This window comes from Acidobacteriota bacterium, assembly GCA_038040445.1.
Lineage (GTDB): Bacteria > Acidobacteriota > Blastocatellia > UBA7656 > UBA7656 > Onstottus_A > Onstottus_A frigus.
Map to the genome: position 1 here is coordinate 1 of JBBPIG010000023.1, position 15898 is coordinate 15898.

16 protein-coding genes, 1 pseudogene and 1 riboswitch are annotated in these 15898 nt (G+C 58.0%); of the genes and pseudogenes, 13 read left to right on the forward strand and 4 right to left on the reverse strand.

From position 1 onward, the window contains the following. Positions 1-160: 160 nt before the first annotated feature. Positions 161-1627 carry an aldehyde dehydrogenase family protein gene (locus tag AABO57_21620; protein MEK6288325.1) on the reverse strand — a complete coding sequence of 489 codons (1467 nt, stop codon included), beginning with the start codon at positions 1625-1627 and terminating at the stop codon, positions 161-163. A 343-nt stretch (positions 1628-1970) separates the two neighbouring features. After that, positions 1971-2126: riboswitch (cyclic di-GMP riboswitch) on the forward strand. A gap of 155 nt (positions 2127-2281) precedes the next feature. On the opposite strand from AABO57_21620, the gene AABO57_21625 reads away from it, so the two are divergent. The 3 genes from AABO57_21625 to AABO57_21635 all read left to right on the forward strand — a co-directional run bounded on the left by AABO57_21625 (position 2282) and on the right by AABO57_21635 (position 5908). Then, entirely contained in the window at positions 2282-3085 is an 804-nt protein-coding gene (locus AABO57_21625) for a lytic transglycosylase domain-containing protein (protein ID MEK6288326.1), read from the forward strand. Positions 3086-3094: 9 nt separating this feature from the next. Then, positions 3095-3814 carry a glycosyltransferase gene (locus tag AABO57_21630; GenBank protein MEK6288327.1) on the forward strand — a complete coding sequence of 240 codons (720 nt, stop codon included), beginning with the start codon at positions 3095-3097 and terminating at the stop codon, positions 3812-3814. Between the two features lie 117 nt (positions 3815-3931). Then, a complete protein-coding gene (locus tag AABO57_21635; GenBank protein MEK6288328.1) occupies positions 3932-5908 on the forward strand; it encodes an N-acetylmuramoyl-L-alanine amidase in 1977 nt (658 codons plus the stop codon). Between the two features lie 3 nt (positions 5909-5911). Here the strand turns inward: AABO57_21635 and AABO57_21640 are convergent, their stop codons facing one another. Both AABO57_21640 and AABO57_21645 read right to left on the reverse strand, forming a co-directional pair. Then, complete coding sequence (locus AABO57_21640) at positions 5912-6361, reverse strand: hypothetical protein (protein ID MEK6288329.1); 450 nt, start codon at positions 6359-6361, stop codon at positions 5912-5914. Between the two features lie 175 nt (positions 6362-6536). Further along, positions 6537-7673 (reverse strand): site-2 protease family protein, encoded by a 1137-nt coding sequence (locus tag AABO57_21645; GenBank protein ID MEK6288330.1) that lies wholly within the window; start codon positions 7671-7673, stop codon positions 6537-6539. 173 nt (positions 7674-7846) lie between these two features. On the opposite strand from AABO57_21645, the gene sixA reads away from it, so the two are divergent. Then, positions 7847-8359, forward strand: coding sequence for a phosphohistidine phosphatase SixA (gene sixA, locus AABO57_21650; protein ID MEK6288331.1), 513 nt, complete (start codon positions 7847-7849; stop codon positions 8357-8359). 75 nt (positions 8360-8434) lie between these two features. After that, positions 8435-8662 carry a hypothetical protein gene (locus AABO57_21655; GenBank protein ID MEK6288332.1) on the forward strand — a complete coding sequence of 76 codons (228 nt, stop codon included), beginning with the start codon at positions 8435-8437 and terminating at the stop codon, positions 8660-8662. A 34-nt stretch (positions 8663-8696) separates the two neighbouring features. Here AABO57_21655 and AABO57_21660 read toward each other — a convergent pair whose 3' ends face one another. Continuing rightward, positions 8697-10265, reverse strand: a complete 1569-nt coding sequence (locus AABO57_21660; protein MEK6288333.1) for a long-chain fatty acid--CoA ligase — start codon at positions 10263-10265, stop codon at positions 8697-8699. 146 nt (positions 10266-10411) lie between these two features. Between AABO57_21660 and dcd (AABO57_21665) the strand changes: the two are divergent. From dcd (AABO57_21665) to AABO57_21700, 8 genes and pseudogenes are all read left to right on the forward strand, one after another. Continuing rightward, positions 10412-10576 (forward strand): annotated as a pseudogene (gene dcd / locus AABO57_21665) (dCTP deaminase). Positions 10577-10600: 24 nt separating this feature from the next. Beyond that, the gene (locus AABO57_21670; protein ID MEK6288334.1) at positions 10601-10912 is read left to right on the forward strand and encodes a hypothetical protein; all 312 of its coding nucleotides are present in this window, start codon (positions 10601-10603) and stop codon (positions 10910-10912) included. A 50-nt stretch (positions 10913-10962) separates the two neighbouring features. Further along, positions 10963-11553 carry a dCTP deaminase gene (dcd, locus tag AABO57_21675; GenBank protein ID MEK6288335.1) on the forward strand — a complete coding sequence of 197 codons (591 nt, stop codon included), beginning with the start codon at positions 10963-10965 and terminating at the stop codon, positions 11551-11553. 125 nt (positions 11554-11678) lie between these two features. Further along, positions 11679-12239, forward strand: coding sequence for an RNA polymerase sigma factor (locus AABO57_21680; GenBank protein ID MEK6288336.1), 561 nt, complete (start codon positions 11679-11681; stop codon positions 12237-12239). Next, complete coding sequence (locus AABO57_21685; GenBank protein MEK6288337.1) at positions 12193-12723, forward strand: hypothetical protein; 531 nt, start codon at positions 12193-12195, stop codon at positions 12721-12723. The genes AABO57_21680 and AABO57_21685 overlap by 47 nt, the downstream gene beginning before the upstream one ends. 13 nt (positions 12724-12736) lie before the next feature. After that, a complete protein-coding gene (locus AABO57_21690; protein ID MEK6288338.1) occupies positions 12737-13219 on the forward strand; it encodes a hypothetical protein in 483 nt (160 codons plus the stop codon). Between the two features lie 243 nt (positions 13220-13462). After that, positions 13463-13819: a TfoX/Sxy family protein gene (locus AABO57_21695; protein MEK6288339.1), complete on the forward strand. Its 357-nt coding sequence runs from the start codon at positions 13463-13465 to the stop codon at positions 13817-13819. A gap of 141 nt (positions 13820-13960) precedes the next feature. Beyond that, positions 13961-15667 carry an acyl-CoA dehydrogenase family protein gene (locus tag AABO57_21700; GenBank protein ID MEK6288340.1) on the forward strand — a complete coding sequence of 569 codons (1707 nt, stop codon included), beginning with the start codon at positions 13961-13963 and terminating at the stop codon, positions 15665-15667. Positions 15668-15898: the final 231 nt, after the last annotated feature.

The window sequence follows — 15898 nt, forward strand, 5'->3', positions numbered from 1 at the left end:
GCTCATGCGGCGGAAAGAGCAAGCTGAAGCTTGAACTCTGAACTCAAACTGACCCTGGTATTCAGCGGCAATTGCCAGCGCCTTCCCAAACCAGACGACGACTCCTGCGTCCGCTCTTCTCACGTCGTGTTTAATTGAGCATAAGTAAAGCGATAGACGGTTACTTGTAGTTCACGTAGACCACTTTGGTCTCAGTGTAGAAACTCATCACTTCGTCGCCGACCTCGCGACCGCCGTAGCCGCTCTCCTTGATCCCCCCAAACGGCACGTGCGAGAAGCCACCCACTCCCGGTCGATTTACGTGAATGATTCCGGCTTGCGCGCGCTCGGCGAAACGAAACACCTTACCTACATCTCGTGCAAAGATCGTCGAAGTGAGGCCGTAGCGCACAGAGTTCGCGATCTTAATCCCCTCTTCCAAATCTCGAACCCGAATCACGGCCACAACCGGGCCGAAGATCTCTTCCTGAGTTATCTCCATGCCCTGCTTTGCCTCGATCACCGTGGGCGCGAAGAAGTGACCGCGCTCGAGCCCGCCATCTTTCACAGGCGCGCCGCCCGCACACAACTTTCCGCCTTCATTCACGCCAACGCCGACGTAGTGGGCTACGCCGTTCATCGCGCGCGAATCGACAAGCGGTCCCATCTCAACTCCCGCCTCTATTCCGGGCCCGATGCGAATCGAAGACGCGCGCGCGATCAGGCGGCCCAGAAAGTCGTCGTAAACTCTGTCCGTCACAATCGCCCGGCTCGTCGCGGTGCACCGCTGACCCGTCGAGCCAAAGCCGCCGGCGACCACCCCGTTCACCGCCAAGTCGAGATCGGCGTCGTCCAGCACGATCTGCGGGTTCTTTCCTCCAAGCTCCAACTGCAGCTTCAGCATCCGCTCGCCGCCGTCCCGAGCGATCATCTTTCCGACTTTGGTCGAGCCCGTAAACGAGACGCCTTTCACGGCTTCGTTTGAGATCAGCTCGACGCCCGGCGCGCTGTCACCATGTACGAGGTTCACGACGCCCGACGGCACGCCCGCTTCTTCGAGACCTCGAACCAGCGCGGTCGCGGTCAACGGCGTGAGCGGCGATGGCTTGAGCACGGCGGTGTTGCCTGCGACGAGGGCGGGCGCGAGCTTCCATACGGGAATCGCCACCGGGAAATTCCACGGGCTGATCAAGCCGACTACGCCTAACGGCTGGGAGCTCGAGTAACAAAACACGCCGTCTTCCTCAGCCGGGAACACGCGCCCCGCAAGCCTGCGCCCCATGCCGGCGGTGAACTCGAGTATGTCCATCGAGCGTTTCACTTCGCCGACGGACTCGGGAAGTATTTTTCCTTCCTCGCGCGTGAGCAGGTTGGCGAGTTCATCCTTGTGCGCATCCATCCAGTTGAGCCACTCGAACAGCAGCCGGCCGCGCTTCGGCGCAGCCAACGCGCTCCAGTCCGCAGCCGCGCCGTTCGCTGCTTCGATCGCCCGGCGCGCATCTTCGCGCGACGAATCCGGAGCGCGGGCCACGAGTATGGATTGATCGGCAGGGTCGTGCCGGTCAGCCCATTTGTCCGACGCAGAAGGCTCCCATTTCCCACCGATGAAATTCAGAACTGTTTGCCCTATTTCAGGTATGCCGTTCATCGTGTTTGAATCACCTCTGGTTATATGGATGTGACAATCGCCGGCTTCAGGGCCGCGACCGTTCAAGGTGCGCACTGAGCGACCGCATTATACGGGGAATCATCAAGAAGTGCACGACGGAGCTACGGACACCTGAACCAATCCATGGCTGTTTTCCATTAGGCCAGGGGTTTCAGGCCTGGAGTCGGTTTTCCACTAGCCCATGCGTTCAGAGACTGTGTCACCCCCCAACTTGAAGTTGGGGGTTTTGAACCCGCTCGGCTCGAGCCGCTGAAGATCGTAATTATTGACAAAGCGTACGATACCCATTAGACTGGCTGCGTAACATATAGTTGTTTTAAGTCACCGATAAAGGCACACCAGGAGTGATCCTGGGTCGCAAAGCCAAGGCCTTCGAATTTTGGATTGCGGATTTTGGATTAGCAGAGGTCGATGCACCTTCAATCCAAAATCGGAAATCTAAAATCCAAAATCAGCAGAAGGATGTCTGGCTGCCGAAGTGAAGTTGAATCGCCCCTCCAGGTTTTCAACTCCGCTTCTTCCGGTCCCCTCTGAGAGTCAGTTCTCGCTTCATGACCAGGTTTAGATTGCATACGCAAGAACTCAACGGAAGACGTTACTAGGACTTCGAGTCGCAAGAGGAGTGGAGGGTAAATGAGATCAACCGCCGGCCTGATTGTCACAGCGCTCTTAGCACTAATCGTTAGCGACGCGCGAGCCCAGGATGCAAACATAGTTTTGAACACCGAAGGTGCACGCGAGCAGCTTCAGCGAACACCCGCGCTTGTCATTCATGAAGCCGCGACACTTCCCGCCGTCGTCAAAAACACCTTGGCAACGGCGCTCAAGACTCCGGATACGCAAACGAAAACCGCGGCGTCCAAAACATCCGCCGCTGCCGCGTCTCCGGCGGCGCCCAGCATGCAGCCGATAGTGTTCCCCGGGGGCTCGACTTCCATTGGCGGCGAGATCGGGACGACCGGCAATCCGAGGTACGACGAGTTAATCAAGCTTTCAGCGGCGCGCAACGGCCTGGATCCCAATCTGATCATCGCGGTGATGCGTCAGGAGTCAGGCTTCAATCTACGCGCGCGGTCTTACAAAGGTGCGTCCGGGCTAATGCAACTGATGCCCGGGACCGCCCAGCGTTTCGGTGTGACAAACATATTCGACCCGGCGCAAAATATCGAGGGAGGCGCAAGGTATTTGCGATTCTTGAAGGACTCGTTCAACGACGATCTTAGTCTCGTGCTGGCAGGCTACAACGCGGGCGAAAATGCCGTAGTTAATTCAGGCTACAAAATCCCGCGATATCGCGAAACGCAGAACTACGTGCGAAGCATCTCAGCGCGCTACGATGCGGCAAAGAACAGATCGGCAATCGCGCCGCGGGTTCCCGCTCAGGCGGCTCCGGCCGCGGAGACCTTTTCTAAAGGGCGTCTTTCGAACAACTACTAATCGGTTCACATGATCTCTTTCATCGTCCCAGCCTACAACGAAGAGGCGCTGATCGGCCGAACGCTCGAGGCGTTGAACCAGGCCGCGCGAGACATCGGCGAGCCTTACGAAATCATTGTCGCGGACGATGCCTCTACGGACCGGACGGCGGCGATCGCAGAGGCGCATGGCGCGCGAGTCGTCGCAGTGAATCGGCGGCAGATAGCCGCAACCCGCAATGACGGCGCGCGCGAGTCCACCGGCGACAGGCTGATCTTCGTCGACGCGGACACGGTAGTCAGCAAAGAAGCCGTTCGCGCCGCGATCGACGCGATGAACCATGGCGCGGCGGGAGGCGGGTCGGCGGTGAACTTCGATGGAAAGCTTCCGCGCTACGCCGAGCTGACTTTTCCGATGATGGTGAGAATCTTCCGCGTCACAGGTTTTGCGTGCGGGTGCTTTCTCTTCTGCACTCGGCGGGCCTTCGATGCGGCGGGCGGATTCGACGAAAAGTTATTCGCGTCCGAGGAGATCACGATGAGTCGAGCGTTGAAGCGTCAGGGCCGCTTCGTTGTTCTCCGGGAATCGGTGACTTCCTCAGGGAGAAAGCTGCGGATGTATTCCGGCAGAGAAGTGCTGCGGCTTCTTGCCAGTATCCTGCTTGCCGGACCGAAGGGACTCAGAAATCGCGATCGTCTGGAAGTATGGTACGGCGGCCGCCGCGAAGACCCCGGCCTTGCGGGCGATTAGCCTGCTCCCCAAACTGGTAACAGACTGCGGCCTTTCGTTGTTGTATACTGCACCCGATGCCCCTCCGGAAATAGACGGGCAGGCAGTCCCGAAAGAAGTTCTCAGCAACGGTCCGATATGCGATGGCCCGCACGTTACAAGTTGATAGTCAGCGGTATCGTCTTCGCGCTGGTTTTCTGCCTGACGGTTCGTCCAGTTCTGAACGCGGCTGATCCCGATTCTTCCTCATCACGAAATCCAGACTCACTGGCCGATAAACTCTTTCGATACGCAGGCGAGCTTGGCCGCGCGCTGCATGAGCGGCCCCTCGAAGAACGAAGCGCGAGCGACTACCGCCGGGCGATGGATGCCTACGGGCAGGTCATTCGTCTCAACACCGATCATTATTTCTCGGCGGAATCGCTGGCTCGAAGGGCCGAGCTTCTCCGCGAGATGGCGGACGCGACCGGCGATTCCGCGCTCTATCAGCAAGCCATCGAAGCCTACCGCGCCATCGTCACCGAGCACAAACACAGCGTCTTCGTTGGCGACGCGTTGATAGGCATTGCGCAGATCTACGAAGAGAACTTGCAGGACCTTGACGGAGCGGCGGCAGCTTACAAGGAATTGATCTCTTACTTTCCTTCCTCGGTGCTGGCTCGCGAGGCGCGCGCGGTGCTTGCGCGATTTGAAACTCAGTTAAAGAATCGCCCGATCGATGTGATGGTTTCCCCGGCCGGTACGCGCCGCGATGCCGAGCAGTTGGTTGGGCCGCCTATGCTCACAAACGTGCGGAACTTCAGCGGGCCCGACTACGCTCGCGTTGTCATAGATCTTTCGGAGCAAAGCAGGTACGTTGAGCGGCGCGTGGGCAACCGGTTGAGCATAGAACTCAGCCGCGCAGCAGTTTCATCGTCGTTATACGGCCGGCGCTTTATTGTTGGAGATGGCAGCCTGCTCAAGCGAATCGTAGTTTCTAATGGCGAGGCGCCCGCGCAAGGTCGCGCGCTCGGTGCCGCGCTTGGTATTGTCCAGATCGATATAGAAGTCGGCTCTCTTTCTAGTTATTCGACCTTCCGGCTCTCCGAACCGGAGCGCATAGTGATCGATCTCCACTCGGCCGGCTCCGCCGGCTCCATTGTCAAGACGGCTCGCGAGAGTTCAGCCAGATCCATCACTCAACCCGAAGCGTCAGTAAGATCAGCCGCCGGAATGACCGAGGCCCGCAACTCGCAACCCCGAACCAGGAATCTCAGCGGCGCGGACCGGAATCCGTTGATGGCGCTTCCTGAGATAACTGATCCGATCGTGCCGCTCGCACAAGCAAATTCGCCGGCCGCAGCCGACACACCAGCGGCGGCTGCGCAAGCACTGGCCGCGAAGGTGGATGCCAAAGCCGCGCAATCGCCGCTCAAACGCATCGTGATCGACCCCGGTCACGGCGGTCACGACACCGGAACGATAAGCGCGGGTGGAATGCGAGAGAAAGACCTGGTGCTCGACGTCGGCCGCCGGCTCAAGGCCTATATCAAGAACCGCTATCCTGATGTCGAAGTGATAATGACGCGGGACTCGGATCGCTTCGTCGCGCTCGAGGAACGAACAGCGATCGCGAACTCCCGACGCGCCGACCTGTTCATCTCGATTCACGCGAACGCGAGTCCGTCGCGGTCGGCGTCAGGTGTGGAGACTTTCTTTTTAAGCCCGGATCGCGCGCCCGCTGAAGACTTGCAGGCCGCGGCGAGAGAGAACGCCCGGCTTGCGAGCAACACGGCAGGCGAGAAGCGGGAGCCTATGTTTGCAAGCGTGACGGTTGGCAACCGAGTAGCCGAGTCTCGCGAGCTTGCGCGCTACATTCAAGCCGGGCTTGTGCGGGGGATCGGCGCGCAGTCTCCGCGAACCGCTATGAATCGCGGAGTGAAGCACGCGCCGTTCGTAGTGCTGCTGGGAGCAGCGATGCCAAGCGTGCTTGCTGAAGTTTCCTTTCTCTCCAATCCCAAAGACGAAGCCTTGCTCCAGACGAGTCAATTCCGCGAGCGGGTTGCTGCTTCGCTGTTCGCAGGTTTGAATGCCTACCTTAAGAAGAATCGCGCGTCTGAAGCGAAAGCCAAATAAGGACTATCGCGACACTGACGCGTGGATGTGCTTGTCATTCTCGAAGAATACCCAGTCGAATCCAGCTTCAACGGCAAGGCCACCCAGGCGGCCAAGTTTAGCCAGATTGACAGGGTCAGTGGTCATATCTGCGGCTCTGCCCTCGTAGTGCGTGCTGGTTGAGCTGTGTTCCAGGTTCTCGTCCCACGCCTCCGTGACCCTCAGTTTGAAGCCGGGCAGTTCAGTCTTGACCAACTGGGCGAGCTTGTCGATCTTCTCCTTGAGTTTTGGGGTCATCATCATATCCGCGCCGGTTCTCTCTTCGTTTTTGAAAACCACGTCGGGGTTGTCGTTCCGTACGAACTCCAGGAACTCGGGAGAGGTGCGGGTGATCTTTTTCGTGATTGCGCCCACCGTGTCCTTCTCCGATTTGTTGGGGACCTTCTGGTGGAGCGTGAGAGTCGTTGTCGCCATAAGTTTCCTCCTTCAAGATTAGTAGTGCGCGCGGCAAAACCTGCGCCCTTATAGGTCATAGACGTAGTTTTTGATTGAGACTATGCACGTTTCTTACCGTGGACTCTCCGAAGCGACCATTGGCGCGACCCGGTGAACAGTCTGCGCGGAAGCCGCGATGGCTTCGTGCGGCCAATCATTCCTGTGCGGGTTCGTTACGCACCTTGCCAACATCCCGCAAGCTGACGTAGCCCACGATGAATCCATTCGAGTCCAGCACAACCGCGCGGCCGAGCCGGTTGTTGGCCAGCATCGACTGCGCCTCGGGAATCGGTGTGTTCGCGTTGATGAACATCGAAGCGTCAACCGGACGCATCACCTCTCTAGCTTCAAGATGGGACCACTCTTCGCGTGGCACCTGCTTCAATTCGTCGAGCAGCAGCATCCCATGAAGCCTCCTCTCCAGAACGACTGGAAAACTTGTGTGGTGATTGTTGCTCAGCACATTGTTGATGAAGTCGTTGACTTTCATCCCAGGCGGAATCTGCACCACGTCGCGATTCATAACGTCCTCGACCGTCCCGCGCTTGACTCGCCACACTCCGCGGCTCCGCCCTTCCGTAGTGCCGAGCATCAACGCGATCATCAATCCAATGATCATCATCCACAATCCGGTGATGCCGTAGTCGGGAAGCATAATGAAAAAGTAGATGCCCGCTACGATCAGGGTGATCGCGATCATCAGCCCCGATTGGATCGCAATCTGCGTCGCCGCTCTAAAGTTCTTGTTGTAGCGCCACAACGCCGCCCTGAGCACCCGGCCCCCGTCGAGCGGCAAGCCCGGCAATATGTTGAAGCCAGCAAGGAACCAGTTCACAACGCCCAGATGCCGCAGGACCTGACCGATCGCGCGATGAGTAGTGCCATAAACAAAGAGATCGACCGCCAGATAGAAGATCGTCCCGATAATAAAGCTGGCCGCGGGACCTACGATGGCGATCTTGAACTCGGACGAAGGCTGCGCCGGCTGCCCGTTAAGCGACGCGAGCCCGCCGAACATGTACAGCGTGATGTTGCCGGTGCCCAGCCCTTCAGCACGCGCCATTGTCGCGTGCGCAAGCTCATGCAAGAGCACCGACACGAACAGCAGCATCGTCGTCAGCAACCCGAGCGCCCAATATTGGGCCGTCGATAAGCCCGGCGCTTCGCGAGGCAAAAGGCCCGAGGCAATCGCCCACGCATAGAAAGGAAACACCGGTAGCCAGCTATAGTGAGCGTAGATCGGTATGCCAAAAGCTCGGCCGAGGTAAAAAGGTTTCGGATTGAGAGTCATTACATGTAAGACGGATTCTTCTGACGGCGCTCGGAAAAAGTCTACAATGCAGCAAGCACTCCAACAAGCAGAGGTCAGAAGTCAGAAGTCAGACCTATGGACACTCCCCCTTCATAGACCGCCTAACGCTCAATGGCCTATAATCAAACGCTTCGTCACCGATTAGGTTTTTTATGGAGCTTTACATCATCCGGCACGCGATAGCTGAGCCGCTTGGCACAGGACATGAATTCTCAGACCAAAAGCGCCCGCTTACGGAAGAGGGTCGCAATCGTATGCGCGAAATCTGCAAAGGCCTGCGGAACCTCGGGGTCGAATTGGATCTGATAATGACCAGCCCGCTCGCGCGCGCCGTCGAGACGGCTGAAATCCTCGCGGGATCTCTGGGCATAAACAAGAAGGAGATTCAACAAACCCCGGCACTCGCGCCGGGCGCGCTTGCCGAACAGTTGTTTGCTGAGATCAAAAGCCAGGGCGTCGCTGAGTCGATAGCGCTTGTAGGACATCAGCCCGACCTCGGCACGTTGATATCCAGAATAATACAAGGTGACAACGGCGTTGCGTCCATTCAGTTGAAGAAGGGCAGCATCTGTTGCATCAACCTGACTGAAACTGTCCCCACCCTTCGCGGCGAGTTAACGTGGCTTCTAACGCCCAGGCAACTACGCATGCTTGCAAGGGCGTGATTGATGCAAGATTGGCGATTGCGGCTTGATAAGGCGCATTGATAAGAACCGCAGCGAGTCGATTGGGATTTCAAATTGTATTTCTTAGCTGTCACCTCAGGGCTGATAACGGGCACGATAGCGTGGTTTATCGCGTCTCACTGGATAGCGTCTTCGATTACGAGCGTTGAGGATCGCCGGCCGGAGCTGATCGGCTCGAAGCGGTTGCGCGTCGGTGAAGCGGTGGCCTGCGGCGCGCTGTTTCTCGCCTGCTTCGCAATCGCGTTCTGGATTGCGCGATTGCTTTGGCTTCAGGCGAAATGAGAACGAGTCATTGTGCTGCGGGAAGTTTCCCGGGTCAACGGCGGTCTAACTCTCTCTTGAGCAGTTTGCCGGTCGGTCCCTTCGGAATGTCCTCCACGAATTCGATCGACTTCGGACACTTGAAATCCGCCAGACGCTCGTTGCAAAACTCGATGAGTTCCTCTTCTGTCGCATTCTCTCCGTCACGCAACACGATGAACGATTTCACCTCTTCGCCATAAAGCTCGTGGCGCACGCCGATAGTCGCCGCGTCCTTAACCTTCGGATGCTGGTACAACACTTCGTCGATCTCGCGAGGGTAGATGTTCTCGCCCCCGCGAATTATCATGTCGCTCTTGCGATCCACGACATAGAAGAAGCCATCTTCATCTTGATAGCCCAGGTCGCCGGTGTGAAACCAACCCGCGCGAAAAGCCTCGCTCGTTGCCGCTTCATTTTTGTAATAGCCTTTCATGATGTTCGGCCCGCGCAAAACCAGTTCGCCAACCTGCCGAGGACCAAGCTCGCTACCGTTGTCGTCGAAAATCCGAATCTCGTTGCCAATCGGCAGCCCCACCGAGCCAACTCGGCGGCGCTCGTCGATCGGATTAAACGTTGAGCGGCAGGTTGATTCCGACAGACCGTAGCCTTCGATGACCGGGCGATCAAACAGCGACTCAAACGTCTTCAGCACCCCGACCGGAACGGGAGCCGAGCCGCACAGCGCAAACCTGAACCGGCCCACGTTGAGTCCCTCGGGCACCCCTTGCGGATATGAATGGTTGAGCATCGAGAGCATTGTCGCGACCGAGCCAAAGTAGGTCACGCCGTATCGCGAGATCGTCTCCCAGTGACGCGAAGCGCTGAAGCGCGGCGCCAGCACGATGCTGCCGCCCACCCACAGCGCCGCCATTGCAGTGGTCATCAGCGCATTGACGTGGAACAGCGGCATTATCATCAGCGAGCGATCGTCCTCGGTCAGATGAAGCCACTCGGCTATCTGCTGAGCGTTCGATATCAAGTTGCCGTGGGTGAGCTGCACGCCCTTGGGCTTGCCGGTGGTGCCTGAAGTGTAAATGATGACCGCTTCATCGCCGGCGGTGAGTTCAGGGTTCCGGGTTCCGGGTTCAGTGTTCGGAGGTAAACCCGGAGTTAAACCCTGAACCCGGAACCCCGAACCCGAAACTCCTGAAATCGACCACTGACCACTCTCTTCGACCACAATCACGCTTCGCAATGACGAGAGGTGCTTGCGCGCTTCGTCGAGATGGGCGAGCAGGTCCGGCTGAGTAACCACCGTTTGGGCTTCGGAGTTGGAGATGATGAACTCGATTTCTTGAGGCTTGAGCAGCGCGTTCACGGGCCCAGCCCAGGCGCCGATCTTGAAGCAAGCGAAATAAAAGATAAGATACTCGGCACGATTTGTGAGCAACAGACTCACCCTATCGCCTTTTCTCACCCCAAGAGAAAGCAGAGCGCCGGCTGCGCGATTCACTTCATCATCGAACCCGCGATAGGTAAACACGCGGCTGTCGGATTCGAGAAAGAGAAACTCTTTTTCGGGGGAGCGCTCGACTTGTGCTTCAAGGAGGTCGCGTATGTTTTCGGGCGGCCGATCGGGCATGCGAGCATCTTATCGAAAAGGCGCAGGGCGGAAAAGCGCGTTGAATTTTGCTCGGCGATCGCGAATCGCTAGCCCCTCGCTGTTTGACTTCGAACCAGAGCCACGGATAGATTTGCGTCACCAAGCAGATAGCCGGAGGAGAACGGATGTCGATCAAGTCAGATACTTGGATCAAGCGCATGTCGCGCGAGCACAAACTGATTGATCCGTTTGAAGAAAAGCTCGTCCGCAGCGTTGACGATCGCCGCATCATAAGCTGCGGGCTTTCAAGCTACGGTTATGAATGCCGTCTCGCGCTCGACGAGTTCAAGTGTTCTTGCGCGTGAGGTATACTAATGCCAAAGAAACAATACCACTCCGACGGAGGCAGTATGAGCGGAGCGTTAGTCCAGGATGCTACGCAGGATGACCTGGTCGATAAGGGCCAGCAGTTCTATGACCGGCAGTTGAAGGCTGTCTTGGAGCCGGACCACGCGGGGAGATTCGTTGCCATTGAGCCGGATTCGGGCCGGTACTTTCTAGCCGACACTGGAAGAGCGGCCCTGCGTGCGGCCCGCGCCGAGGTCCCTGGCAAACTTTTTTATCTCGTCCGAATCGGACATCGCGCAGCTTACAGAATCGGCGGCTATGGCTCACGAACGAGGTAGTGTAAACAGCGCACGAGAGGCGCTTGTTTAGGTGAGACCTCGGAGGACGGATGTCGATCAAGTCAGATACTTGGATCAAGCGGATGTCGCGCGAGCACAAACTGATTGATCCGTTTGAAGAAAAGCTCGTCCGCAGCGTCGACGATCGCCGCATCATAAGCTGCGGGCTGTCGAGCTACGGTTATGATTGCCGTCTCGCGCGAGATGAGTTCAAAGTCTTCTCACCGGTGGCCGGCACTGAAATCGATCCGAAGAACTTCGATCCCAACAGTCTGCTCGATGTTCCGATTCGCCGCGCCGAAGATGGGTCCGACTACTGGCTGCTCCCACCGCACTCTTACGCGTTGGGCGTGACGATTGAGCGGTTCCAGATCCCACGCAACGTCACCGCCCTCGCTATCGGTAAGAGCACCTACGCGCGGTGCGGGCTGATGGCCAACACGACCCCGCTCGAAGCCAATTGGTGCGGACGGCTTGTCGTCGAGCTGTACAACGCGGCGAACCTTCCCGTGCGGCTCTACGCAGAAGAAGGCTTCATTCAAATCCTGTTCTTCGAATCAGACGAGGAATGCGAAACCAGCTACAGCGATCGAGGTGGGAAGTATCAAGATCAGAAAGGGCTGACGCTGGCCAAGCTGTGAGCTTCACGTGGGACCTTTCTATGCGCCGTTTGCAGCGGCACTCCAAAGTTTTCCTACGTGTCATATGACCGAGCCGTTCACGCGACTAATCGAGTGCACACAGAGTTATCGCTGAATCGGAGCTGATGGAGACCGAAGAGCTAAAAGCCTTGCTCGAGCAGCATCACGCGTCCAGCTTCGGTTGGGCTCTGGGCTGTTGCCGGCGCGATACTGCCGATGCCGAAGACGTGCTTCAGATTGTTTATTTGAAAGTACTCGAGGGCAAAGCCCGCTTCAACGGCGCCGCGTCTTTCAAGACGTGGCTGTTCGCGGTGATTCGCAAGACGGCTGCTGATCAGCGCCGCAAGAATCTCGTACGCGCGTTGACCATGCTGAGAGCCGCTGAACGGGGAACAGGCGCGACTCGAACTGAACGCCCGGATGAATCGGCCTATCGCGCGGAGATTCAGGATGTGTTCCGGCGTGCGCTGCCTCGGCTTCCAAGGCGACAGCGCGAAGCGTTGGAGTTGGTCTTTTATCACGAATTGAACCTTCAAGAAGCAGCCACGGTTATGGGTGTGTCGCTCGGCTCGGCTCGCACCCATTACGAACGCGGGAAGAAACGGCTGCGGCAACTCTTGGAAGAAACGGAATCGCTTTATGAATCTGAATGGAGACGAGAAGAGAATCCGGCAACTGTTCCGTGAGCTGAGTTGCGACGAGCAGCGCCGCGCGCCTGAGTTCGCCGGCGTCCTCGAAGCTGCCAACTCCGGAACAGCAGGCTCGCGACATCGGACTCGTTCCTTTGCGCTCGCGCCGGCAGTCGCGGCGCTATGCGTTGGGATGCTGATCGCGGTGAGCTTCGCTGTGCGGCATTCGAAGCCTGAGGCGCCGGCCGCGCCGACGGAAGCCGCAGTGTCGCCGCAGTCAACGGAACGCCCAACGAGGGATGTCTCTGCCCCACAGGTCGCTGACACGCCGGGCAAGGCGGAGCGGCGAACCATCATCAGGCGCATTCCGAGGCGGAGGACTTCGGACGAATTAGCGATTCGTATGAAGTCACTCTCCGCATGGCAATCGCCAACTGCGTCGCTGTTGAAGGCGCCCGGCGAAGATATATTCAAGTCGCTTCCCCGGCTGGGAGAATCGTTGCAGTCGATAAAATCTTTCTCACCTGACGAATTCAATTGAACGGAGGCCGATCATGAAACTGAGAGTCATTGGGTTATTTGCTTTCTTGCTTGTCGTAGCGGTTGTCGCCGTTTCGCAGCATCCGCCGCAGCCCGCGCAACCGCAGCATCCGCGGCCACCGATGGGGCCTGATCCGATCGCGCAGAACCTGTTCCCACCCGATCTGGTGATGCACCACCGGCAGGCGCTGGGTCTGACCGAAGACCAAAAAGCCGCTATCAAAGAAGAGATGATGAAGGCGGCTGCTCGGTTCCACGACCTGCAATGGCAGATGCAAGATGAAATCGAGACAATGGCCGGGTTGACGAAAGGCGCCAACGTCGATGAACAGAAAGTCCTGGCGGAGCTCGATAAGATCCTGGCCATCGAACGAGAGGTGAAGCGGACTCAATTGATGCTCTCGATCCGCATTAAGAACAAATTGACCTCGGAGCAGCAAGCGCAGATCCTGGAGATTCAGCGAGCCTTCCACGAACGAAGGGCGCCTGAGAGGTAAAGACCAGGGAGGAAGTGACGCCTCCGCGGCGTCACTTCCCTCCTCTCCTAACCCTCGCCGACTCAAACCACGCGGCTGCAACTTAGCGACAGCTCTTCCCTACAAAGCACGAGAGCGATCCACCGATTGACGAGGCCGGCTTCAACCCGACCGGTCGTCACGAGTCGATTGCTTGCCCACCTCAAGGCTTCGCCATATAATCCAGCCGGACGAACGAAGAGAACCTAGCAAGCGAACGTTAATATGCCTGTCAGCGAAGAATATCTCGATTACGTCGTCGATCAACTTGGATGCGTTGGCGAGATCGTCTCTAAAAGGATGTTCGGCGGAGTGGGGCTCTATCGCGACGGCTTGTTCTTCGGGCTGATCGCCGGCGACGCGCTCTATTTCAAGGTTGACGATGACAATCGGCGAGACTACGAGGCCGCCGGGGCAAAGCCATTTCAGCCGTACGGCGAAGAGTCCTATTCGATGGGTTATTATGAGGTGCCTGTAGATGTGCTCGAGGATGTCGATCAACTCAGAGTGTGGGCGCTAGGAGCAGTGGGTGCTGCCGAGCGAAAAGCATCGTCGCGCAAAACGAAGAAAAAGAGTTCGTAGTTCGTACTCAGGCTCGTGATCGGGAAGGTGGGCTTGCCCCCGCTGTCAATTAGGAGCGCACTTGCTCATTCATCGGCCGGGGCAAACCCACCCTCCCGACCACGAGCTTGAGTACGAACTACGAACTGGCTGGAGTTAGACATGTCACGATTGAAAGAGTTTCAAGGAATCGAGGGCCAGGACTTCTTCGAAATGGATCGAGGGTTCCAGGCTCTCTTGAAAGACCTGCTGACCGAAGAAGAACGTTCACCTGTCTTCAATTCGCTTCACCGCTGCGCCAGACTGGTTGCGGGCCGCTGGAACAATCTCGCTCGCGAAGCCAGCAGGCCCGAGCACCTGCCCAGTATAGTCAAATACGATCGCGCCGGCGGTCCGGTGGAGCAAGTCGATCTCGGCCCATTCACTCGCCACCTTCGCCGCGAGGTTGCCGAGTTCGGCGTGCTCACTGACGCGAGAAGCGACGTCCACAAGTTTGCGCTGGTCTATTTGCTCGCGCACAACGGCGAAGCCTCGGTGAACTGCGGCTTCAGTTGTACTGACGGATTGATTCGGGCCGTCCAAGCCTGCGGGTCCGAGTTTCTGCGCGATACCTACTTACCGCTACTGCTCTCAGTTGAGACGCCGCTCGCCGGCGCACAGTTCGTCACTGAACAAGATGGCGGGTCTGACATCGGCGCGATCGAAACCGAAGCGAAACCAAACTCGGATGGAACCTGGTCGATCACCGGCGAGAAGTGGTTCTGCTCGAACCCCGACGAGTATTTTCTGGTAGCCGCCCGGCCGCCTGGCGCTCGCGCGGGAACGGCCGGCGTCGCCGTGTTTCTTGTGCCGAGGGTATTGCCCGGCGGACAGCTCAACAAGATCTCGTTCAAGCGGCTTAAAGACAAGCTTGGCACTCAATCGCTGCCGACAGCCGAGATGGATTTCAATCAAGCGACCGGGTGGGTCATCGGTGACCCGGCCGACGGATTCAAGACGCTGATGAACTACGTCATCAACACGTCGCGGGTGCACAATGCCGCGAACGCCTGCGGCTTCCTGCACCGGGCGTTCCTCGAGGCTCGCAACTATGCGCGCCAACGCGACGCGTTCGGCGGAGCGATAATCAACTATCCGCTGGTTCAGGAGACGTTGATCTCGCTGCTTGAAAGATGCTGGCGCTATCGAGTGCTGACCTTCAAGCTGGTTTCGATGATCGACGAGCACGGTCTCAGCCCGGCGGACGCCGGCCAATCAATGTGGCAGCGCTTCCTGATCAACCTGGCGAAGTACCGATCGGCTTCAACGCTCACGGCCTCGATTCACGAAGCCATCATGGTCCTGGGCGCGAACGGGACCGTCGAAGACTTTACCGTCCTGCCAAGGCTCTTGAGAGACGCGATGATCATCGAGACCTGGGAAGGAACGCACAACACGCTTTGCCTTCAGATCGTGCGCGATGCGGTGAAGTCTGATTTGATTGAACGCTGGCGGGCCGAGATCAATGCTACGCTGAGCGAATGGCCGCGTAGCTTTCTATCTCAGACCCGGTCGCGTTTCGAGCAGACTCTGAGGCAGACGCTGGATGAAGTCTCCGCCAATCGGCTGGCGGATCGCGCCTGGGCCGCAACTCACGCGCGGCAGCTCGTGGACCGCATGGGCGCTCTGTTGGAGCTGGCCTGGATGGCCGCGACTGCGTTGCGCTCCGCCGATGATGATGCGACCCCGGCATTGTTGACGGTCGCGTCCGCACACTTCTTACTGCCCAACCTCAACGTGTTCGATGAATCCGGTTTTGGCGCTACCGCCCGGCACTGGGCGGCGTTGATTGACGAAGCTCCGGTGAAGGCGAACCTGGAAGGTTTTTGAGAGGTCACAGGGAGCTTACCCCGGTCTTCGCCCCACCACGCAGCGCCACAGGTCCAAACAATCGAATGAAATACTTTGCATATTTACGTCATGTAGATATGGCGGTCAGTTGCGAGCAGTGAAAACACGGTCTCTAATGTTCTCGACCCTCCAACCTAACCGTCCTCAGCCATCGTTAACCGTAGACTAACCCAGAAGGTGCAGCCATGGCATCCCCTCGTACTAAGCGAC